Consider the following 19,916-nt stretch of genomic DNA (forward strand, 5'->3'; position numbering starts at 1 on the left):
GCATGGGCGGCGGGGCACAATGCCCTGCCGCCCATTCTGCATGAGGGTTTTGCCATGACATCCACCCGCCAATCCATCGCCGCCATGGGTCAGGGCCTTGGCCCTGATGTGCTGGAGGCATGCCGCCAATTGTTCGGGGCCGAGCAGGAAGCGCTGGCCGCTGCCGTGCCGGTGGCCGCGCGCGATCTGGCCTATGGGCCGCATGAAAGGCACCGGCTGGATCTTTACGGCGCGGCGGAAGGCGGTTTGAAGCCGGTTCTGCTGTTCGTCCATGGCGGCGGCTTTGTCATGGGCGACAAAGGGGATACGGGTTGGCCCAATGCCGCCGTGGGGCGCATGGCGGCGCGGCGCGGCTGGATCGGGGCGGTGATGAACTATCGCCTCGCCCCCGATCACCTCTGGCCTGCAGGCAGCGAGGATGTGGCCGCCGCCGTTGATTATCTGCGCGGGGCTGTGGCGGACCATGGCGGAGATCCCGAACGGATCGTGGTCATGGGCACCTCGGCGGGCGCGGTGCATGTCAGCGGTTTTCTGAGACTTCGCCCTGACCATGGCTCGCTGGTGCGCGCCGCAGTGCTGCTGTCGGGCCTCTATGGCTGCACCCCGCTCGATCCCAAGGACGAGCGCTATTACGGCACGGGCGATTTTGCCGCCATGGCGCCGTGGGATGCAGTGGTGGAAACGCCATTGCCGCTGCTGGTGGCCTGCGCCCAGCATGATCCGGCGCGGTTTCAGGCCGAGTTTCTGGGCCTGATGCAGGCCCGCCTTGCCCACCACGGCACGATGCCGCGCGCCGTCCTGCTGCCGGGCCACAATCATTACACGATGGCGATGCACCTTGGCACGTCCGACACGCGCCTTGAGGAAGAAATCGCCGCATTTCTGGAGGATATTCTGTGATTAACCGCCGCATGATGTTGGCCGGGACGGCGGCTCTGGCTGCAACGCCGGTGATGGCCGCACGCGCCAAACCTTTTGACCCGGCTTTCCCCAAGGGCTTTTTGTGGGGCGCGGCCACCGCCGGGCATCAGGTCGAGGGCAACAACACCAATTCGGACCAGTGGCTGCTGGAAAATGTCACGCCCACGATCACCGGCGCGCCTTCGGGCGATGCGGTCAACAGCTTTGAACTGTGGCGCGAGGATCTCGATCTGGCGCAATCCATTGGCCTCAACGCCTATCGCTTCAGCCTTGAATGGGCGCGCATCGAGCCGGAGCCGGGCATGTTCTCGCGCGCCATGCTCAACCATTACAAGGCGATCATTGATGGCGCCCGCGCGCGTGGGTTGGCCCCGGTGGTGACGTTCAACCATTACACCACGCCGCGCTGGTTTGCCGCGATGGGCGGATGGACCAGCGAAAAGGCGCCCGAACTCTTCGCCAAATTCTGCGACCGGGCGATGCGCCATCTGGGCGCGAATATCGCGGTGGCGCTCACCCTCAACGAGCCCAATCTGGCGCGTCTTTTGCCTTTGGTGATGCCGCCGCAATTCCTTGACGGGCTGCGCGCCAATCTGGCCGCCGCCGCGCGGGCGGCCAATGTGCCGCGTTTTATGGTGGCCAACACCGTCCCGCCAGAGGATGTGCCCGCGCTCACCACCGGGATGATCGCCGGCCACCGTCTGGCCCGCGCCGCGATCAAGGCGGTGCGCCCCGATCTGCCGGTCGGCTTCAGCTTTGCCATGGCCGACGATCAGGCCGCGACCAAGGATTCGGTGCGCGATGCCATGCGCCAGAAACTCTACGGCGACTGGCTGGAGGTGGCCCGCGAGGATGATTTTGTCGCGATCCAGAATTACGAGCGCATCCTGTGGGGGCCAAAGGGCCGCCTGCCCGCGCCCGATGGCGGCATGCGCAATTTCCGGGGGGCCGAGGTCTATCCGCCCTCATTGGCGGGCGCGGCGCGCTATGCCCATGAGGCCACGGGCAAGCCGGTGCTGATCACCGAGCATGGCGTGGGCACGGATGACGATACGCTGCGCGTCCGCCTGATCCGCGAGGCGATGCCGCCGCTGCGTCAGGCGATGGCCGATGGCGTGCCGGTGCTGGGCTATATCCACTGGACGCTGATGGACAATTATGAATGGGGCGCAGGCATTGGCCATGGCGCTTTCGGCCTTGCCTCGGTCGATCCGGTAACCTTTGAACGCAAGGCCAAGCCGAGCGCGGGCGTGCTGGGCGCGATGGCGCGGGCCAACTCGCTGTAACCCATCGGGGGATGGTTGCAGGCGGGAGGCGCGGGAGGGCGGGGGGCCTTTCCGCGCCTTTTTTGTGGCGGGCGCCTTTTTGGCACACATTGCCCACGGGTTTAATTGGAATTAGAATTCCATTAAAGCGATCTTTGTTGACGAAAGTGACACAAACCGGAAAAGAACCGGGTCATGACCAAGGATGTTGCCCTCTCCACCGCCCTGCGCGCGCCCGTTCAGGGGCGGTCCAAGGCTTCGTATGAACGCATGCTGGCCGCGGCCGAGGCGCTGATGGCGGCGGCCGGATCGGATGAGTTCACCCTGCAGGAGGTGAGCAAGAAGGGCAAGGTTTCGATCGGCTCGATCTACAATCGATTTGAAAGCAAGGATGCCCTGCTTCACGCGGTGCAGTTGCGCGTGCTCGAACGGGTCGACAGACAGATGGGCGCGATGTTGGATGAGGCGCGCAACGGCGCCAGTACGCTGGATCAACTGGTCGTGGCGCTGACCCGCGCGGTGGGCGAGACGCTCAAGGAAAACGCCGATATCATGCGCCCGCTGATGCTGCGCGCGACCAATGATCCGCTGGTGGCGGCCACGGGCAAGGCCTCCTTCGTCACCACGGCCAATGCGGTCAAAGGGGCGTTGCTGCTGCATTCGGGCGAGATGAAGCAGCCCGATCCGCTGCGCGCGGTCGATTCGGCCTTCCGCATCCTTTACGCCACTATCGCCCGCTATCTCGGCTTTGGCTCGGCCACGACGGCCGCGTGGGAAGGCGACTGGGACGTTCTGCTGCAGGATCTCTCGCGCATGATCGCGGCCTTTCTGGTCACCCCGCCAAGCTTTTGATCGGCCCGCTTGCAGGCGGCCCGTCTCAGGCCGCTTGACAGGCGTGTCCATCCGGCAGTAATTCAGAACCATCATTCTGATTTAGATCGGAAGGGGCCTCCCGTCCCTCCCGATTGCTGGGAGAGGCATCTTGCAACATTTGCAGCACAAGCAGCCAAAGGCGACCCGGCGCGAGGTTCTGGCCGGGGCGGCGATCTTTGCGCTGGCCACCGGCCTGCCGATCCCGGCGCAGGCTGCGGGCGAAACGCCCTCGCCGCGCATCGCCCTGTTGCTCAAAACCGTGGCCCAGATCGTGATCCCGCGCAGCGACACGCCCGGCGCGGGCGATGTCGGCGTGGGGGCCTTTCTCCCGCTGGCCTTCGCCCATGGGCTGGAGGGCACGCGTGAGCCGTGGCGGGGCGCGGCGGCGGCCGACATGCTGCGCGCGGATGGATCGCTGCGCCATGACCTGTGGCTGGATCGCGAACTGAACCGCCGCGCGGGGCGCGATTTCCTCGCCCTGCCCTCCGCGCAGCAGGCAAAAATCGTGGCGCAGCTGGACGGCGAAGCCTTTCCCGCCGGGCCGCCGCCTGCGACGCCCAATCCCTGGGTGGCCATCAAAGCTCTGATCCTGATCGGCTATTATTCCAGCGAGGCCGGGGCATCCAAGGAATTGCAATATAACCTTATTCCGGGCCGCTGGGATGCCGACATCCCCCTTAAGCCCGGCGACCGCGCGTTTTCCAACGACTGGACCGCAGTGGAGTTTGGATGATGGCTTACGAATTTGATGCGATCGTGGTGGGCTCAGGGATCACCGGCGGCTGGGCGGCCAAGGAATTGACCGAGGCGGGGTTGAAAGTGCTGATGATCGAGCGCGGGCGCGAGATCGTCCATGGCGACTATCCGCGCGAGATGAAGGCACCATGGGAATTGCCCTTTCGCGGACAGGGCGACACCGAGCGCTACAAACGCGATCATCCGGTCCAGATGCTCAACCGCCATTTCAATGAATGGAGCGAGGATCACTTCGTCAACGACCGCGAAAATCCCTATGATCTGGGGCCGGGCAGCGCCTTTACATGGTTTCGCTCCTACCAGCTCGGAGGCAAATCGCTGACCTGGGGGCGGCAGTGCTATCGCTGGTCGGACTATGATTTTGGCGCCAATGCGCGCGATGGCGTGGGCACCGATTGGCCGATCCGCTATGCCGATCTGGCGCCTTGGTATGACAAGGTGGAGCGCTTCATCGGCGTTTCAGGCGCGGCGGAAAATCTGCCTGCCCTGCCCGATGGCCAGTTTCAGCCACCCTTTGCCCTGAATGCCGTCGAGACATCGGTGCGCGAAAAGGTAGCCGCCCGCTGGCCCGACCGCCGCCTGACCATCGGGCGGACGGCCAATCTGACGCAGGGCAAGGAGGAGGAGGGCCGCACTCCCTGTCAGTCCCGCAACATCTGTATCCGGGGCTGTTCGTTCGGGGCCTATTTCTCGACGCAATCCTCCACCCTGCCCGCTGCCACCAAGACCGGGCGGCTGACCGTCATCACCGATGCGCAGGTGGAAAAGGTGGATTACGATCCCGCCACCCGCCGCGTGACCGGCGTGCGCTGGGTCAACACCAAAACGCGCGAGCGCAAGAGCGCCACGGCGCGGGTCGTGTTCCTCAATGCGGGCGCGTTCAATTCGGTGCATCTGATGCTGAATTCGGCCAATGAAGCGATGCCCGGCGGATTGGCCAATTCCAGCGGCGTGCTGGGCACGCATATTATGGATCATGCCAACACGCTGTCGGCGGCCGCCATCATGCCGGGTTTTGAAAACCACACCAGTTTCGGCAACCGCCCCACCGGCATTGTCATCCCGCGTTTCCGCAATCTGGACAAGGCCGATGGCGATGGTTTCACGCGCGGCTATTCGTTTCAGGGCGGCGCGCTGCAATCGGCATGGACGCGCGGCAAGCGGCAGGCCGGCATCGGCACCGATTTCAAGCGCGATTTGCGCAGTCCCGGCGAATGGCGGATGGTGCTGGTGGCCTTTGCCGAAAGCATGCCGCGCGCCAGCAACCGGCTTACCCTGTCCAAGCAATTGGACCCGCTGGGCGTGCCCCGGCTCGAGATCCACTTTGCCCATGGCGCGGCGGAAATGGCCGCGCTGGCCGATGCCAAGCGTGAGGCGGCCGCCATGCTGGGTGCGGCGGGCGGACGTGTGCTGTTCGGCATGGACCAGCCCGGCCCCGGCGGCACGGCGATCCACGAAATGGGCGGCGCGCGCATGGGCCATGACCCGAAAACCAGCGTGCTCAACAAATGGAGTCAGGCCCATGATGTGGCCAATCTGTTCGTCACCGATGGCGCGCAAATGGCGTCGAGCGCCTGCCAGAACCCCTCGCTGACCTATATGGCGCTGACCGCGCGGGCGGTCGATCATGCGGTGGGGCTGATCAAGGCGGGCGCCATTTAAGGCGCCCGCCCCGCCATCAGAACGGTTCGTTGAGGCGCGAGAGCGCGCCTTCAAGGATCTTGGCATGTTCGCGCGGGTCGCCATGCGCCAGTTGCAGGCGGCCCACCGAGACGGAGCTGTCGATCACATCCTTGCAGCGCGGATAGCGCCGCTGCTGATAGGCCGACAGGCCCGCCGCGACATCCCCCGCGCGGGCCAGTTCCTCGGCCAGCACGATGCCGCTTTCCACCGCCATACCCGCGCCCGAGGCCAGATGAGGCGTGGTGGCATGGACCGCATCGCCCAGCAGCACGATGCGCCCGTTGTACCAGGGCATCGGCTGAAGCACGGCGGCCAGCGGGCGATAGTTGATCCAGTCGGAGCGCGTCATATTGTCGCGGATCCACCCGGCATTGCCCCCGAAATCACCCAGCAGGCGCTTCAATTCGTTGAACAGTTCTTCCCCGTCCATGAAGCTTTCGCGCTCCACATGAGGGGTCAGCATCCACATATAGACCTGATCCGGCGCGCAAGCCGTGATGCCGCAAGGGTTGGCATGGCCAAGGTAGAACTCGCCATATTCAAGGCCGGGCGGCTTGCGGATCGAGATTCGCCAGCAGCCCTGCCCGGTGGGTTGGGCAGGCGCCATATGCGGAAAGGACAGTTCGCGCACACCCGAAAACACGCTGTCCGAGCCCACAACCAGATCGTAATGCCCGCTCGACCCATCGGAAAAGGCCACATCCACGCCATCGCCGGTATTGACCAGCGCGGAGACCGTCAGGCCCAGCCGCACCGGGATCTCCAGTTCCCTCACCCGCTTTTGCATGATCTTGTGCAGCACCGGGCGCATGATGCCCCCTGTGGCGGGCAGGCCCTCCTCGATGACCGGCTCTTCCAGATCATGCAGATGCGTGCCGTCATATTTGAAAAGGCGCGTCTTTGTGGTGATGGCGCCCTGCGCCTTGATCGCTTCGAGCAGGCCCAGCCGTCGATAGGCGCGCAAGGTCGGGCCGGTGATTGTTATCCCCGCCCCATAGACGCGCCATTCCGGGTCGAGATCAACGATTTCGACCTTAACGCCCCGCTCCGACAGCGCGATAGCGGCAGCCATGCCGCCGATCCCGCCGCCCACGATCAGCGCCTCTTGGACGCTGCTGATGTTCTCCCGTTCCATGCCGTTCAAACTAGAGCGCGCGCGCCAACAGGCAAATTCGAACCATGGATGGATGCCTATTGATACAATCGGTGTGAGCTTGGAGCCCCCACACGCTAGGCAAGAATGCAAGACGTGTGCAGCGCGTCCGGGACGAGAATAAAGGGGAGGATCATGAGGAATTTTGTCAACCATGGCGCGTGCCTGTCAGCCTCGATGCTGGCCATGGCGATCGCGATGCCCGCCATGGCGCAGCAGGCGCCCGCCAAGGATGCGGCCAAGGATACGGCCGAAATCATCGTGACCGCGCAGAAGCGGCCGGAAAAGCTTCAGGAAATCCCCGTGGCCGCCGCCGTGCTGTCGCAGGCCGCCGTGGCGCAGGCCCATGTGGTGGACCTGTCCGACATCAACCGCGTGGTGCCTTCGGTCGAATTGAAGGGCACGTTCAACGGGCGCGTGCCCTATGGTATTCGCGGCATTTCAACCAATGCCAATGAAGGCGCGATCGGCCTGACCTCGGGCGTGTCGATTCAGGTCGATGGCGTGCCGGTGCCCGCCGACAGCTTTGCCGTCAACACGATCACCGACGTGGCGCAATTGGAAGTGCTCAAAGGCCCGCAGGCAACGCTGGGCGGACGCACGGCCTCGGCGGGCGTCATCAACTTCGTGACCGTGGCGCCCAGCACGACGCCGCAATATGCGGTCAACGCGCTGACCACCAATGATGGCGAATGGCATATTGACGGCCGCGCCTCCGGCCCGATCACCGACAAGGTCAGCTACAGCCTGACCGGCTATTATCAGCGCACGCCCTATCCGATCACCAATATCACCACGGGCGTCAAGAGCCGCGCGGAAAGCTATGGCACGCGCGCCAAGCTGAAATTTGAGCTGAGCGACAATCTCGACCTGCAGGTGATGGGGCACTATGCGATGTCGAAGTCGAAGGGCGCGAATTTCGTCGTGCAATACTGGACGCCCGGCTCGTATTTCTTTGCTCCGCCGGTGGGTCTGGACGCGGCCACGATGTATCCGGGTTACACCATCGGCTATGGCAATACCAAACTGTCCACCCATACCACGATGGTCTCGCGCTATGAGGACAAGGACACTTCGGCGGTCCTCAACTGGCGCCTGGGCGATCTGACGCTGACCTCGACCACGGCCTACAGCCACGAGGGCCAGTATCAGACGCAGGACACCTTCCTTGGCAATGACCCGAACTGGGCGTTGAAATTTGAAACTTTCCTCAATGCGATCGGCGCGTTGCCCTCGGCCATGGTGTTGCCCTACAGCAATCTCCAGTCGGCGCAGGGCTATGTCAGCCAGACCAGCCAGGAATTCAAACTGGCCACCGATGCCAAAAAACCGCTCTCGGCGCTGGTCGGGCTGTTCTATTCGGACATGACGGTCAACCAGTATGTGCTGCGCGCATGGACGCTCAACCCGCTGGCCAAGACCAATATTTCGACCACCAAGAATTACTCGATCTATGGCCGCGCCACCGCCCATGTGAATGACAGGCTGACCTTTGTGGGCGGCCTGCGTTACAACTGGGACAAGATCGGCTGGAACGTCGCGCAATATTTCAACCCGGCGGCGGGCCAATACGGCAGCGGCGGTTTCGGTCAGGGCGGCTATACGTGGAACCTGTCGGACAGTTCGGGCGCGCTGGTGGGCGATGCGGCGATCCAGTTCAAACCGACCCGCGACATCATGACCTATGCCTCCTATACGCGCGGCTATAAGCCCAAAGCGTTCAACACGGTCCATGACTGGGCCGTGGCGCCCGGCGACACGACCACGGCGGGGCTGGCCGAAATCGCCACCTTTGCCAAGGCGGTGGCGCAGGAGCATATCGACAGCTTTGAAGTGGGCCTGAAATCGACCCTGCTCAACCGCCACCTGACCTTCAATCTGGCCGCGTTCTACACCAATTACAGCGGCTATCAGGCGCAGATCTTCGACACGTCGAAATTGGTGGGCGTGCTGATCCTGGCCAATGCCGGCGCCCGCACGCAGGGCATCGAGGCCGACCTCAATTACGTGAAGGGCAACACCCGGGCCAGCCTGTCGGCGGCGCTGATCGATGCCAAGTTCACCAATTTCAAGGGCGCGGTCTGCTGGCCCACCCAGTCCACCGCGCAAGGGTGCGATGCCAGCGGCGCGCAGGATCTGTCGGGCAAGCCGATGCCCGCCAGCCCCAAGCTGAAGATCAACGCCCAGATCGCCCAGACCATCCCGTTTGAAAAGTTCAACCTGATCGCAGGCACCAACCTTTCCTATCGTTCGGGCACCTATCTTCAGGCCAACCAGAACCCGCAGACCTTCCAGAGCGCGTTCGGCCTGATGGATCTGAGCCTTGGTTTCCAGACCAAGGATGAAAAGGCCACGCTGACGTTTTTCGTCAACAATGTGACCGACAGGTTCTATCTGACCAATGCCGAGGACTTCTTTGCCGGGGCCACCACCGGCAATCTGGTGATCGGTCAGCCCGCGCGCGATTCCAGCCGCTACTTTGGCGCGCGGGTGGGGGTGAATTTCTGATCCCTATATGATCTGATACCCTTTTGCCGTGACAGCCCGCGCTGTCACGGCCCTTGTTTTGGAGCCAGTCTGATGCCAGTTATCGTCACCGGAGCCGGGGGTTTTGTCGGCCGCCAGATCGTTTCGCGCCTCTTGGCGCAGGGCCGCGAGGTGGTGGCCATGGATACGGCGGCGGGCGGCATTCCCGCCGGGGCGCGTGTTGTTGCAGGCGATCTGGGCGATGCCGATGTGCGCGCCGAGGCGCTGTCGGGCGGGGTTTCCTCGGTGATCCATCTGGCCACAGTGCCGGGCGGCGCGGCCGAGGCCGATCCTGCCGCCTCGCGCCGGATCAACATTGACGCCATGTATGACCTGTTGCTGGAGGCCAGCGCGGCGGGCAACAAGCCACGCTTCGTCTATGCCAGCTCGATTGCCGTCTATGGCGATCCGCTGCCCGGTTTTGTCGATGATGCAACGCCGCTCAGCCCCAGGATGATCTATGGCGCGCATAAGGCGATGATGGAACATGCCGTCGCCCTGTTCACCAATCGCGGCGGAATCGAGGGCGTGACCGTGCGCCTGCCCGGCATTCTGGCCCGCCCCAAGGGGCCGAGCGGCATGAAGAGCGCCTTTATGTCGAACCTGTTCCATGCGCTGAAATCGGGTGAGGAATTTACCTGCCCCGTTTCGGCGGAAGGCACGATCTGGGCGCAATCGGTGGCGCGCTGCGCGGATAATTTCATCCATGCGCTTTACCTCGACACCGCGCTTTTGCCGCCCACCTATGCCGTCACCCTGCCCGCGCAGAGGATCACGATGGGCGATCTGACCGCCGAAATCGCGGCGCAATGCGGCGTCTCGGCCGATCTGGTGCGCTATGCGCCCGATGCGGCGCTCGAAGCGGGCTTTGCCGCGCAACCGCCGCTGACCACGGCGGCGGCGGAAAAGGCGGGCTTTGCGCATGATGGCGATCTTGCTACTCTGGTCGCCAGCGCGCTCAAGACGCTGGATTAAGGAGAGGGAAGATGCGGTTCCAGCGACTGGACCTCAACCTGCTGGTGGCATTGGACGTGCTGCTGGCGGAAAAGAGCGTGAGTCTGGCGGCGGACCGGCTGTGCCTGTCGCAATCTGCCACGTCTTCGGCGCTGGGCCGTCTGCGCGATTATTTCGGCGATGAACTGCTGGTGGTCAAAGGCCGCTCGATGGTGCTGACCGCGCGGGCCGAGGAACTGATCGAGCCGGTGCGCGCGGTGCTGGACCAGATCCGCAGCACCATCGCCATCGCGCCCGAATTCGATCCGGCCACCTGTGATCGCCAGATCCGCTTCATGGCCTCGGATTATTCGACGCAGGTTTTGCTGGCGGGCGCGCTGGCGATGATCGAGGCCGAGGCGCCCCACATGCGCTTTGAAATCCAACCGATGGGCGACAGCCCGATCGACACGCTCGAACGCGGCCAGATCGACCTGCTGCTGACCATCGACTATGCGATCAGTTCGGACCATCCCAGCCAGGTGCTGTTCGAGGACGATTATGTCGTGGTGGGCGATGCCGCCAATCCGGCCATGGAAGGCGAGATGACGCGCGAGAAATATTTCTCGCTGGGCCATGTCACCGCCCGTTTCGGCAAGAGCCGCACGCCCGCCTTCGACGACTGGTTCGTGCGGCGGCAGAAAACGCAGCGGCGGATCGAGGTGGTGGCCCCCACCTTCCTGTCGCAGACCTCGCTGGTGCTGGGCACAAGGCGGATCGCCACGATGCACCGCCGCCTTGCCTCACAAATGGTCAAGGTGCTGCCCCTGACCCTGCGCGAGGTGCCGTTTGACATTCCGCCGATCCGCGAGGCGATCCAGTGGCATATCACCAACAACAATGACCGCGCGCTGCGCTGGGTGGTCGAAAGGCTGGCCGCGATGGCGCAGGAGGAGCGGGGCGACATCAGCAACGTCGTCCCGATCGCCGAGGCCAGGCGCGACGAGATCGCCGTGCAGTTTCAGCATAACCACCCCAATATGCGGGGCGAGAAGTCTTAATCCCCTTCGCGCGCGTCAAAACCGGCGCGCGCGATACGGATCGCCTCGGATTGGGCATTGACCCAATCGATCAGATGGCGCGCCTGCGCCGCCAGTTCGCGCCCCAGCGGGGTCAGACTATAGGATACGCGCGGCGGCACATGGTCGGTGGCCGTGCGCAGCACAAAGCCGTCGCGCTCAAGATTGCGCAGTTTCAGCGTCAGCACGCGCTGCGAAATCGCCTGTTCCGAGGACAATCGCACCAGCGCCCTGCGCAGATCCGCATGGCGCCATTCGCCCATCGCCAGAACAATCAGCACCAGCGTGGTCCAGCGATCGCCCAGCCGCGCCATGACCTCGCGCACGGGGGCCTCGCGGTCATGGCCATAGCGCGCCATTTCGGCCGCCAATCTTGCCATGCCGGCTTCCAGATCATCGGGTAATGCCACGTTTTCCTGTCCCGCCGTGGGCACAAAAAAGTGCCTTCTTCCGCTTTGCTCCTGGCTCAGTAACACCAGCATCCGACAGGATAAACAAGAGGGAGAAAAAGCCCATGGCCCATGATGCCATCAGGCTGGACGGCAGGATCGCCATCATCACCGGCGGCGCGGGCGGGATTGGCGCGGCGACAGCCCAATTGATGACCCTGCGCGGGGCAAAGGTGGTGATTGCCGACATCGCCTTTGAACGCGCGCAGGCGGTGGCCGCCGATATTCCCGATGCCTTGGCACTGCATCTCGACCTGGAGGATGAGGCCAGCATCGAGGCGATGGTGGCGCAAACGGTGGCCCATTTCGGGCGGCTGGATATTCTGCACAACAATGCCGCCCTGCTCGGCCCCGATATTGCGCAAGCCGACGGCGATATCGAACATATGGCGACCGCCCTTTGGGACCGGACCTATCGCGTCAATGTGCGCGGCACTATGATTGCCTGCCGCACGGCGCTGCCCCATCTGCGCGAGACGAAAGGCAATATCGTCAACACGGTCAGCAGCCTTGCCCTGCAAGGCCATATGATTCAGGCCGCCTATTCCAGCAGCAAGGCCGCGATCATCCAGATGACCCGCGCGATTGCCGCAAGCCATGGCCGCGCGGGCATCCGATGCAACGCCGTGGCGCCGGGCATGACCATGACGCCCGCGCTCAGCCAAGCCTTTCCTCCCGCCTTGCGTCAGGTGGTCGAGGATGAAACCCTGCGCGACCAATTGGGCGATCCGCAGGACATTGCCGAGGCGGTGGCCTTCCTTGCCTCCGACGCGGCGCGCAACATCACCGGCCACACCGTCGAATGCGACGGCGGCGGCACGTCCCACGTCCCCGGCCTTGGCGGTTTTCGCAGCTTTTTCGAAGGGATGGGCCAATGAGCCACTATGACATCGTCGTGATGGGCGGCGGCCATAATGGCCTGACCGCGGCGGCCTATATGGCCAAGGCCGGAAAACGCGTGCTGGTGCTGGAGCGCAAAGCGCATTTCGGCGGCGGCGTGTCCACCCGCGAACTGATCCAGCCCGGCTATTGGCATGATGAGCATTCCAATGTGCATATCATGATCCAGGGCAATCCGATGCTGCGCGAGGACGAGCTGGGGCTGCTGTCGAAATTCGGCCTCGAATATATCTATCCCGACCTGCCCCATGCCTCGATCTGGGAGGACGGGACCATTGTCCGTTCGTGGAAGGATCTGGACCGCACCTGCGAGGAAATCGCCGCTTTCAGCCCGAAGGACGCCGAGGCTTATCGCAAATTCGCCCGCGCCAGCATGGACGCGATCCCGATGTTCATGAGCGGGCTTTATGCGCCGCCCTTCCCCATGGGCGCCTTTGTGGCGATGATGGACCAGTCCGACGAGGGCCGCTTCCTGCTCGACGTGATGAGCCGATCTGCGCTGGATGTGGTGGAGCAATATTTCGAGAGCGATCTCTTGAAGCTCCACATCGTGCGGATGGTGACCGAAAATCTGCAAATGCCCGATGAACTGGGCACCGGCATGGGCGCGTTCCTGATGCCGGGGATCATCCATACCTATGGCTGCTCGATGCCCAAGGGCGGGTCGGGGCAATTGTCGAAAGCCTTGGTCCGCGCCATCGAGCATTTCGGCGGCGAGGTACGCTGCAATGCCGAGGTCTCGCGCGTGATCGTCAGCGGCGGCAAGGCGGCAGGGCTTGAACTGACCACCGGCGAGACTTTCATGGCCAAGGATGGCGTGATCGGTGCGATCCACCCGCATGTGCTGCGCAAATTCGTGGGCGAAACGCCGGAACCGGTCCTGCAGCGCGCCGAGCGGGTCACGCAATCGACCTTCTCGATCAACCTGATGCACTTGACGCTGAAAGAGCGTTTGAAGCTGAAGGTCGGCAATGAAACCAACGCCATGATGACCGAGCTGATGGATTTCTACACCATCCGCGACATGCTGCTCGAATATGACAAGCTGCGCCGGGGCGAGGTTTCGCACCGCCTGATCGCGGGCGGCGACAACACGATCTTTGACCCCAGCCGCGCGCCGGAAGGGGCGGGCGTGTTCTATGGCGTCAATTTCGCGCCCTACAACCTCTATCCCGACGGCCCCGGATCATGGGACACGCGCAAGGAGGAATTTGCCGACCGCGCGCTGGCGCAATATCGCAAGTTCTATTCAAACCTGACGGACGACAACATCACCGGCCGCCTGATCCGATCCCCCATCGACCATGAACGCGACAGCCCGGCCAGCTTTATCAAGGGCGACATCCACGGCTGCGCGCCCTTCATGTATCAATCGGTGGCCCATCGCCCCACGCCCGATCTGGGATCGTTCCGCGTGCCGGGGGTTGATGGGCTCTATCTGGTCGGCCCCTTCATGCATCCGGGCGGGGGCGTGTTTGGCGCCGGGCGCGCCACGGCGATCCAGATGATGGACGATTTGGGTCTGGACTATGACAAGGTCTGCGGAGGGCCGATCTGATGGCTGAGAAAAAAGCGCCTTCGATGAAGGTTTTGGACGCCAGCAATAAGGAACTGATGGCTGTGCGCCGGATCGAGCGCGACGGCAATGATCTGGTCATCCGCGGCAAGATCTTTGGCGCGATGCCGATGGTGGCCAAACTGACGCCGGAGCAGGCGCGCGCGGGTTTAAAGCTGCTGGATGCCAAAACCATCTGGTTTCTGATTACCCTGCTGTTTCGCAAGTAAAACCAGAGATAATTCGATTTCATCAATAGGTGAATCCAATTCAATCCATAAAACCGGATTGAGCCAGATCAAGAAACCCACGCCCCTCGCGCATCATCCTTGGCACCGCAACGCAAAGGGAGATGCGCGAGATGGCGATCACAGGCATTCGTCGGCTGGTGTTTCTGGTGGAGGATCTTTCCACCACCAGCCGGTTTTTCACCGATTACGGGCTGCGGCCCCTCGAACAGGACGCCACCAGCGCAAGGTTCGAAACCATGAACGGCGCGCAGGTCCGCCTGCTGCTGCGCGGGCATGGTGATCTGCCCAAGGGCGGCGCACAGACCGGCATCGGCGTCCACGAATGCATCTGGAGCGTGGACAGCGCCGAGGCCATGGCGCGCCTGACCGCCGACCTGTCGCGCGATCACGAGCTGAGCGTGGACGCAGAAGGCGTCACCCATTTCATCACCCCCTTTGGTCAGGCCATCGGATTGCAGGTCTGGCAACCCCGCACCGTCCACGGCGCACCCAGCCCCAGCAACACGCCCGGCACTGTGGGTCGCCTCAACCAGCCGCGCAAATGGCTGGCCCGCGCGGTGCCGAAACGCATTCACCACACCGTCTGGACCTTCCCCGATGTGCAGGAGGCGATGGAATACTACCGCGACCGCCTCGGCTTCCGCCTGACCGATGTGCAAAAAGGCTTTGGCGTCTATATGCGCGCCGATGGGGCCTATGAGCATCACAATATCTTTCTGGCCAATGCCCATGCGCGGATGCCCGGTTTCGACGGCACGCTGAAATTCCACCACGCCAATTTCGAATGCGAGGACATTGACGAGATCATGGTGGGCAAGAACCACCTCGACCGTCTGGGCTACAGCTTTGCGGGCGGATGGGGTCTTGGTCGCCACCGGTTGACCAGCGCGGCGTTTCTGTATCTGGCCGTGCCCGAACTGGGCGGCGACATGGAATATGGCGCCGATTGCGATTGCGTGGACGACAGTTGGAAGGTGCGCGTGTGGGACGGGGCCTTTGGCACGCTTATCTATATGCACGACCTGCCCCACTGGCTGCAGGAAGAGCCGGTCTGGGACGTGGCCTATGCCCGCGAAGATCAGCTTCGCTATCTGCCCGCCGATCCGAAACCGATGCTTGCCCAAGCGGCTGAATAAGGGAGAGACGATCATGACGATTTGCATCATCGGCGGCGGGGTGGCGGGCCTTGCCTTGGCCATCGGCCTGCATCAGCGCGGCGTGGCCTGCGAAGTGGTCGAGCGCGACAAGGACTGGAAAGTCTATCACGTGGGCATCATCGTTCAGGCCAATTTCGTGCGCGCCCTCAACGCGCTGGGCGTGGGCGATGCGGCGGTGGCGGCGGGCTATGCCTATCGCGGGGCGCGCTTTGTCGATGTCAACGGCAACACGATTGCCGAATTGCCCGGCGATACGGCGGTCGATGGCCTGCCCTCCGATCTTGGCCTGACGCGCCCCGCGCTGCACAAGGTGCTGACCGACAAGGTCAAGGAACTGGGCATTCCGGTGCGTCTGGGCGTCACCTTCACCGCGATGGAGGATTATGGCGACCATGTGGAACTGGGCTTTTCCGATGGCACCTCCGGCTCCTATGATCTGGTCGTGGGCGCGGACGGCAATTATTCGGCGGTGCGCAAGGCGCTCTGGCCCGAAGCCACCCCGCAATTCACCGGCCAAGGCGTGTGGCGCTACAATGTGCCGCGCCCCGAAGGCCTCGAATGGAGCGACATCTATCTGGGTTCATCCAATGATTTCAATGGCAAAGCCGGTTATTGCCCGCTAACACCCGACGAAATGTATATTTTCGCCGTGGTCGAGGAAAAGGGCAATCCGCGCTTTGCCCCTGAAACTCTGGCCGATGCAATGCGCGCCCGCCTTGCCGGTTACGGCGGCATTCTGGGGCAGGCGGCCAAGGCGATCACCGATCCCGCGCTGGTGGTCTATCGCCCGCTGGAGGCCTGCATCATGCCCGATCCGTGGTACAAGGGCCGGGTGGTGCTGATTGGCGACGCCGCCCATTCGGCCACGCCCCATCTGGGCCAGGGCGCGGCCATGGCGGTCGAGGATGCGGTGGTGCTGGCGCAGGAACTGGGCGAACGGGCCATCCCCGAAGCCCTGCGCGCCTTTATGGAGCGGCGGTTTGAACGGGCCAAGCTGGTCGGCACATCCTCGATCCAGTTGGGCGAATGGGAAATGCACCCCGAAAGCGCGGGCGATCCGGTGGAAGTGACCGCGCGCATCCGCAGGAAACTGGCAGAGCCGGTTTGACAGGGGCCGGTCTGACCCTTCGGCGGCGCCGATAGCACCGATCCGATGCAATGCGTTTCTCCCCAAGGTTGCGCCCCATCATAAGGGCGCAAACTTTGGGGAGATTTGTATGAGCATGAGTCTATGAGCGTTCTTGGCGTTGAATCCGTCCTGTTCGGCGTCGATGATCTGACGCAGCACGCAAGATTCTGGAGTGATTTCGGCCTGCCCGTCGAGAGCGTCACCGACACCGAAGCGGTGTTCCGCCTTGCCTCGGGCAGCCGGGTGATCCTGTTGCCCCATGGCGATGCGCGCCTGCCCAGCCCCGATCCCTTCCCCGGCAATGGGGTCAAGGAAACGGTGTGGGGCGTCGATACGGCCGAAAACCTTGAAAAGATCGCCGCCAGTCTGGCACGCGAAGTGCCGGTCACGCGCGATGATGACGGCACCATCCATTGCGTGTGCCCCGATGGCCAGCCCATCGCCATCCGCGTCTGGGCCAAGCGTTCGTTCAAATCCGAGGCCAGCCCGGTCAACACGCCCACCTCCTATCCGCGTTTCAACCAGCATCGCATCTGGCGCCACAAGGCGATCCCCAAGACGATCAACCATGTGGTGTTCTTCTCGCCCGATTATGTGGGGTCGTTTGAATTTTACGAACGCCACATGGGGTTCAGATATGTCGATCACTCGCGCGGCGTGGGCATCTTTTCGCGCGCGGGCGGCACGTTCGAGCATCACTCCATCTTCTGGGTGAACTGCGACCTGCCCTTTGCCCCCGACAATTTCAAATTCATGCATATCGCCTTTGGCATGGACGACATTGACGAAGTCATGCTGGGCGCCAACCTGATGGCCGAAAAGGGCTGGAAGAACGAGAGCATGAACTCGTCAGGCGGCATCTCGCGCCACCGGATTTCCTCCGCGATCTATTACTACTGCGATATCCCCGGCAAGGGCGGCGAGGCCGAATATCACGCCGACACCGACTATCTCGACGACAATTGGGTGCCGCGCGCTTGGGATTTCCGTTTCGGCTCGCTGCTCTGGGCCAATAATGCCCCGCCGATCTTCCGCGGGCCGGACATTCCCTGGGATATGCAGTTCGATGCCGATCGGCGCAGTTTTGAACCCTATCGCAAGGCGGCTCCGGGCAAGCAAGCGGTTGAGGGAGCCTTGGCCGAGATTACCGAAGAGGATGAGCATGGGATTTAAGAAGTAAGGGGTTTAGATGCGAGGGACTCGTCCCTCGCGCTCCCGTTACTGTCTGCGTTTGCGTTATGGGTTCGGCGTTTTGTGTCGGACGCGATGTTTGAATGATAAAGCCTGCGGCGCCTTTTACGCTACTTCGCCGCGCCGCAGGCTTTCCCATATAAAAAGCGCCCCGCTTGCAAACGAGGCGCTTTCATTAACGGGATTGCAAAGGGCCCCCGCCCTTTGCCCGCCGGAGGCAAACTCCCTTACTTGACCCCCACCTCCCCAATCACCGTCTCCACATGCACCACCTTGGGCGGCTCAACGAAAAACGGCCCGGCCAGAGCGCGCCACCTGGCAAAATTCTCGGTCGCGCGGAAATCGACGGTATGGGCCTCGACCGACACCCAGCCGACGAGCAGGTGATAGACGCCCGGCTCCTCGACCACGCGCTGCAGGGCAAAGCCGGTGCAGCCCGGATCGGCGCGGAAATGCGGCTCGGCCTGGGCCACGGCGGCTTCGAAGTCGGCGGCGCGGGCCGGGTCGATGGTGATGCGGGCGATTTCGAAAGTCATCAGTCAGGCTCCTCGACAAATTCGATCAGATTGCCCGCACAGTCGCGGATAAAACATCCTTTGCCAAAGTTTTCGCGCACGACAAAGGCGACATCGACCTGTTTTTGCTCCATTTCGCTCAGGAACTTTTCCAGATCCGCCACGCGAAAGGCCACATGCTTGTTGCCATGGGTGCGCAGATCGGCGGGCGGATGGCGGCGATCCTCGGGCAGAGGCGCCGCGCCCTCCACCTCGAAGATCTCGAAGCGCAGGGGGCCTTTGCGGAGCATGGCGGTGTGGCTTTTGGCGGCCTCAATATAAAACCGCTTTTCCACCTCAAAGCCCAGCACGCAGCCGTACCAGTCAATCGCCTCCTGCAACGAGGGCACCGAAACGCCCCCGTGGTGGAAGGTAAATTCGGCCATCAAGCCATCTCCGCAAAGGTCTGCGCGCACCAATCCGCAATGTAATCGCGCATCCCGGTGCCATTGTCGGCGCCGCAATGCTCGACCTCGAAATCGGCCTTGGTGAACATGCGCAAGGTCCGCTTGGGGCTGTTCACCGCCTGATCATAGGAGAGATGCGCGTTGAAGGCCGGGATCTGGCGGTCATTCTCACCATGGGTGATGAGGAAAGGCACGCGGATCTTCTCGACCTGCCCGTTGAGCGTGATCTGGTCGGCATAATCGAGGAAGGCCTCGCGGTCATCCATGCCGAAGACCCAGAGCACATGGTCCCAGTAATGCGGCACCGGGTTTTCGCCCTCATTGGCCACACGCTGGCGCTGGCGCTCGCCCCAGACGTGGTTGGCGCCCATCACCGCGCACAGGGCATAGCGCGGATCATTGGCGGCAATACGCGGCGCGTGATAGCCGCCGAAGGACAGGCCGAAGATGCCGATCTTGCTGTGCATCACATCGCTGCGCGTCAGCAGATAATCGAAGGCGGGCGAACCCCAGCGCTCGGCATCATAGACGGCGGGTAGATTACGCTTGCGGATCGCCTCGCCGGTGCCGGGCTGGTCGAGGAACAGGGTGTTCATGCCGCGCTCGAGGTTCGAGGCGCCGTGCCCGGCCATATTGACCTGTTCCTTCATGGAATCGAGGCCATTGACCGACACCAGCGTGGGGCGCGGCGTGCCTGATCCGTCATGGACGAATATCGCGGTATAGCTGCTGCCCTCATAGGGGATCTCGACCTTGTCCACATGAAGGCCCCGCAATTGCGAACCCTTGTGGTACAGTTCCAGCCCGCGATCATAGGCCGCCCAGCGCGGCGCGTAATCGCGGCTCTGCATCCGCTCTGCCGCCAGATAATAACCCGAGGCGCGCAGATATTTGGTGCCCGCCGAGAGCGCGTAGCCATTGGCCAGATCATCATCGGCATTCCTGGCCACCTGCTCTGCCACCGCGATCCAACTGTCGAACAGCAGCGCAGAACCTGCATCGGCCCCGGCCTTCGCGGCCTCACGCACCGGGCGGCAGGCCTCATCGATCTCGCCATGGTTGCCGCCGCAGACCAGCGCCAGATTGGTGGCCAGATTCCACACGTAATTTCCGGGAAAGGGTTCAAACATTTGC

19 protein-coding genes are annotated in these 19,916 nt (G+C 63.1%); 14 read left to right on the forward strand and 5 right to left on the reverse strand.

All coding sequences use genetic code 11. The features are described 5' to 3' along the window. The first annotated feature begins 54 nt into the window (after positions 1-54). The 5 genes from PQ457_RS12900 to PQ457_RS12920 all read left to right on the forward strand — a co-directional run bounded on the left by PQ457_RS12900 (position 55) and on the right by PQ457_RS12920 (position 5,477). Positions 55-900 (forward strand): alpha/beta hydrolase, encoded by an 846-nt coding sequence (locus tag PQ457_RS12900; RefSeq protein ID WP_273617220.1) that lies wholly within the window; start codon positions 55-57, stop codon positions 898-900. Further along, positions 897-2,207 carry a family 1 glycosylhydrolase gene (locus tag PQ457_RS12905; RefSeq protein WP_273617221.1) on the forward strand — a complete coding sequence of 437 codons (1,311 nt, stop codon included), beginning with the start codon at positions 897-899 and terminating at the stop codon, positions 2,205-2,207. Before PQ457_RS12900 ends, PQ457_RS12905 begins: the two co-directional genes overlap by 4 nt. Before the next feature lie 174 nt (positions 2,208-2,381). Beyond that, the gene (locus tag PQ457_RS12910) at positions 2,382-3,038 is read left to right on the forward strand and encodes a TetR/AcrR family transcriptional regulator (RefSeq protein ID WP_273617222.1); all 657 of its coding nucleotides are present in this window, start codon (positions 2,382-2,384) and stop codon (positions 3,036-3,038) included. A 130-nt stretch (positions 3,039-3,168) separates the two neighbouring features. Continuing rightward, a complete protein-coding gene (locus tag PQ457_RS12915; protein WP_273617223.1) occupies positions 3,169-3,792 on the forward strand; it encodes a gluconate 2-dehydrogenase subunit 3 family protein in 624 nt (207 codons plus the stop codon). Beyond that, positions 3,792-5,477 carry a GMC oxidoreductase gene (locus PQ457_RS12920; protein ID WP_273619324.1) on the forward strand — a complete coding sequence of 562 codons (1,686 nt, stop codon included), beginning with the start codon at positions 3,792-3,794 and terminating at the stop codon, positions 5,475-5,477. Before PQ457_RS12915 ends, PQ457_RS12920 begins: the two co-directional genes overlap by 1 nt. Positions 5,478-5,493: 16 nt before the next feature. On the opposite strand, the gene PQ457_RS12925 is transcribed toward PQ457_RS12920, so the two are convergent. Beyond that, positions 5,494-6,633, reverse strand: coding sequence for an FAD-dependent monooxygenase (locus PQ457_RS12925; RefSeq protein WP_273617224.1), 1,140 nt, complete (start codon positions 6,631-6,633; stop codon positions 5,494-5,496). A 153-nt stretch (positions 6,634-6,786) separates the two neighbouring features. On the opposite strand from PQ457_RS12925, the gene PQ457_RS12930 reads away from it, so the two are divergent. The 3 genes from PQ457_RS12930 to PQ457_RS12940 all read left to right on the forward strand — a co-directional run bounded on the left by PQ457_RS12930 (position 6,787) and on the right by PQ457_RS12940 (position 11,171). Continuing rightward, entirely contained in the window at positions 6,787-9,159 is a 2,373-nt protein-coding gene (locus PQ457_RS12930; RefSeq protein WP_273617225.1) for a TonB-dependent receptor, read from the forward strand. 72 nt (positions 9,160-9,231) lie between these two features. Then, positions 9,232-10,152, forward strand: a complete 921-nt coding sequence (locus PQ457_RS12935) for an NAD-dependent epimerase/dehydratase family protein (protein WP_273617226.1) — start codon at positions 9,232-9,234, stop codon at positions 10,150-10,152. An 11-nt stretch (positions 10,153-10,163) separates the two neighbouring features. After that, positions 10,164-11,171, forward strand: coding sequence for a LysR family transcriptional regulator (locus tag PQ457_RS12940; protein ID WP_273617227.1), 1,008 nt, complete (start codon positions 10,164-10,166; stop codon positions 11,169-11,171). On the opposite strand, the gene PQ457_RS12945 is transcribed toward PQ457_RS12940, so the two are convergent. Further along, complete coding sequence (locus PQ457_RS12945; protein ID WP_273617228.1) at positions 11,168-11,569, reverse strand: winged helix-turn-helix transcriptional regulator; 402 nt, start codon at positions 11,567-11,569, stop codon at positions 11,168-11,170. The two genes, PQ457_RS12940 and PQ457_RS12945, sit on opposite strands and share 4 nt — an antisense overlap. A gap of 134 nt (positions 11,570-11,703) precedes the next feature. On the opposite strand from PQ457_RS12945, the gene PQ457_RS12950 reads away from it, so the two are divergent. From PQ457_RS12950 to PQ457_RS12975, 6 genes are all read left to right on the forward strand, one after another. Continuing rightward, positions 11,704-12,516 (forward strand): SDR family NAD(P)-dependent oxidoreductase, encoded by an 813-nt coding sequence (locus tag PQ457_RS12950; RefSeq protein WP_273617229.1) that lies wholly within the window; start codon positions 11,704-11,706, stop codon positions 12,514-12,516. Continuing rightward, positions 12,513-14,096: a phytoene desaturase family protein gene (locus PQ457_RS12955; protein ID WP_273617230.1), complete on the forward strand. Its 1,584-nt coding sequence runs from the start codon at positions 12,513-12,515 to the stop codon at positions 14,094-14,096. The genes PQ457_RS12950 and PQ457_RS12955 overlap by 4 nt, the downstream gene beginning before the upstream one ends. Beyond that, the gene (locus tag PQ457_RS12960; protein ID WP_253951203.1) at positions 14,096-14,323 is read left to right on the forward strand and encodes a hypothetical protein; all 228 of its coding nucleotides are present in this window, start codon (positions 14,096-14,098) and stop codon (positions 14,321-14,323) included. The genes PQ457_RS12955 and PQ457_RS12960 overlap by 1 nt, the downstream gene beginning before the upstream one ends. A gap of 131 nt (positions 14,324-14,454) precedes the next feature. Further along, positions 14,455-15,480, forward strand: a complete 1,026-nt coding sequence (locus tag PQ457_RS12965; RefSeq protein ID WP_273617231.1) for a VOC family protein — start codon at positions 14,455-14,457, stop codon at positions 15,478-15,480. Between the two features lie 13 nt (positions 15,481-15,493). Next, positions 15,494-16,609 (forward strand): FAD-dependent monooxygenase, encoded by a 1,116-nt coding sequence (locus tag PQ457_RS12970; protein WP_273617232.1) that lies wholly within the window; start codon positions 15,494-15,496, stop codon positions 16,607-16,609. A 123-nt stretch (positions 16,610-16,732) separates the two neighbouring features. After that, positions 16,733-17,803: a VOC family protein gene (locus PQ457_RS12975; protein WP_273617233.1), complete on the forward strand. Its 1,071-nt coding sequence runs from the start codon at positions 16,733-16,735 to the stop codon at positions 17,801-17,803. A gap of 245 nt (positions 17,804-18,048) precedes the next feature. Here the strand turns inward: PQ457_RS12975 and PQ457_RS12980 are convergent, their stop codons facing one another. From PQ457_RS12980 to PQ457_RS12990, 3 genes are read right to left on the reverse strand one after another with little or no spacing between them, the layout of a single operon-like run. After that, the gene (locus PQ457_RS12980; protein ID WP_273617234.1) at positions 18,049-18,357 is read right to left on the reverse strand and encodes a putative quinol monooxygenase; all 309 of its coding nucleotides are present in this window, start codon (positions 18,355-18,357) and stop codon (positions 18,049-18,051) included. After that, a complete protein-coding gene (locus PQ457_RS12985) occupies positions 18,357-18,761 on the reverse strand; it encodes a VOC family protein (RefSeq protein WP_273617235.1) in 405 nt (134 codons plus the stop codon). Before PQ457_RS12985 ends, PQ457_RS12980 begins: the two co-directional genes overlap by 1 nt. After that, on the reverse strand, positions 18,761-19,912 hold the full coding sequence (locus PQ457_RS12990; protein WP_273617236.1) for an alpha/beta hydrolase: 1,152 nt from the start codon (positions 19,910-19,912) through the stop codon (positions 18,761-18,763). The genes PQ457_RS12985 and PQ457_RS12990 overlap by 1 nt, the downstream gene beginning before the upstream one ends. Positions 19,913-19,916 lie beyond the last annotated feature (4 nt).

The organism is Novosphingobium humi, assembly GCF_028607105.1.
Lineage (GTDB): Bacteria > Pseudomonadota > Alphaproteobacteria > Sphingomonadales > Sphingomonadaceae > Novosphingobium > Novosphingobium humi.

Excerpts from the sequence above, each read along its gene's own strand:
- PQ457_RS12900 (WP_273617220.1), top strand. The coding sequence starts at position 55 with ATGACATCCACCCGCCAATCCATCGCCGCCATGGGTCAGGGCCTTGGC.
- PQ457_RS12975 (WP_273617233.1), top strand. The coding sequence starts at position 16,733 with ATGAGCGTTCTTGGCGTTGAATCCGTCCTGTTCGGCGTCGATGATCTG.
- PQ457_RS12970 (WP_273617232.1), top strand. The coding sequence starts at position 15,494 with ATGACGATTTGCATCATCGGCGGCGGGGTGGCGGGCCTTGCCTTGGCC.
- PQ457_RS12945 (WP_273617228.1), bottom strand. The coding sequence starts at position 11,569 with ATGGCAAGATTGGCGGCCGAAATGGCGCGCTATGGCCATGACCGCGAG.
- PQ457_RS12920 (WP_273619324.1), top strand. The coding sequence starts at position 3,792 with ATGGCTTACGAATTTGATGCGATCGTGGTGGGCTCAGGGATCACCGGC.
- PQ457_RS12935 (WP_273617226.1), top strand. The coding sequence starts at position 9,232 with ATGCCAGTTATCGTCACCGGAGCCGGGGGTTTTGTCGGCCGCCAGATC.
- PQ457_RS12930 (WP_273617225.1), top strand. The coding sequence starts at position 6,787 with ATGAGGAATTTTGTCAACCATGGCGCGTGCCTGTCAGCCTCGATGCTG.
- PQ457_RS12940 (WP_273617227.1), top strand. The coding sequence starts at position 10,164 with ATGCGGTTCCAGCGACTGGACCTCAACCTGCTGGTGGCATTGGACGTG.
- PQ457_RS12990 (WP_273617236.1), bottom strand. The coding sequence starts at position 19,912 with ATGTTTGAACCCTTTCCCGGAAATTACGTGTGGAATCTGGCCACCAAT.
- PQ457_RS12980 (WP_273617234.1), bottom strand. The coding sequence starts at position 18,357 with ATGACTTTCGAAATCGCCCGCATCACCATCGACCCGGCCCGCGCCGCC.
- PQ457_RS12925 (WP_273617224.1), bottom strand. The coding sequence starts at position 6,633 with ATGGAACGGGAGAACATCAGCAGCGTCCAAGAGGCGCTGATCGTGGGC.
- PQ457_RS12950 (WP_273617229.1), top strand. The coding sequence starts at position 11,704 with ATGGCCCATGATGCCATCAGGCTGGACGGCAGGATCGCCATCATCACC.
- PQ457_RS12955 (WP_273617230.1), top strand. The coding sequence starts at position 12,513 with ATGAGCCACTATGACATCGTCGTGATGGGCGGCGGCCATAATGGCCTG.
- PQ457_RS12960 (WP_253951203.1), top strand. The coding sequence starts at position 14,096 with ATGGCTGAGAAAAAAGCGCCTTCGATGAAGGTTTTGGACGCCAGCAAT.
- PQ457_RS12965 (WP_273617231.1), top strand. The coding sequence starts at position 14,455 with ATGGCGATCACAGGCATTCGTCGGCTGGTGTTTCTGGTGGAGGATCTT.
- PQ457_RS12985 (WP_273617235.1), bottom strand. The coding sequence starts at position 18,761 with ATGGCCGAATTTACCTTCCACCACGGGGGCGTTTCGGTGCCCTCGTTG.
- PQ457_RS12910 (WP_273617222.1), top strand. The coding sequence starts at position 2,382 with ATGACCAAGGATGTTGCCCTCTCCACCGCCCTGCGCGCGCCCGTTCAG.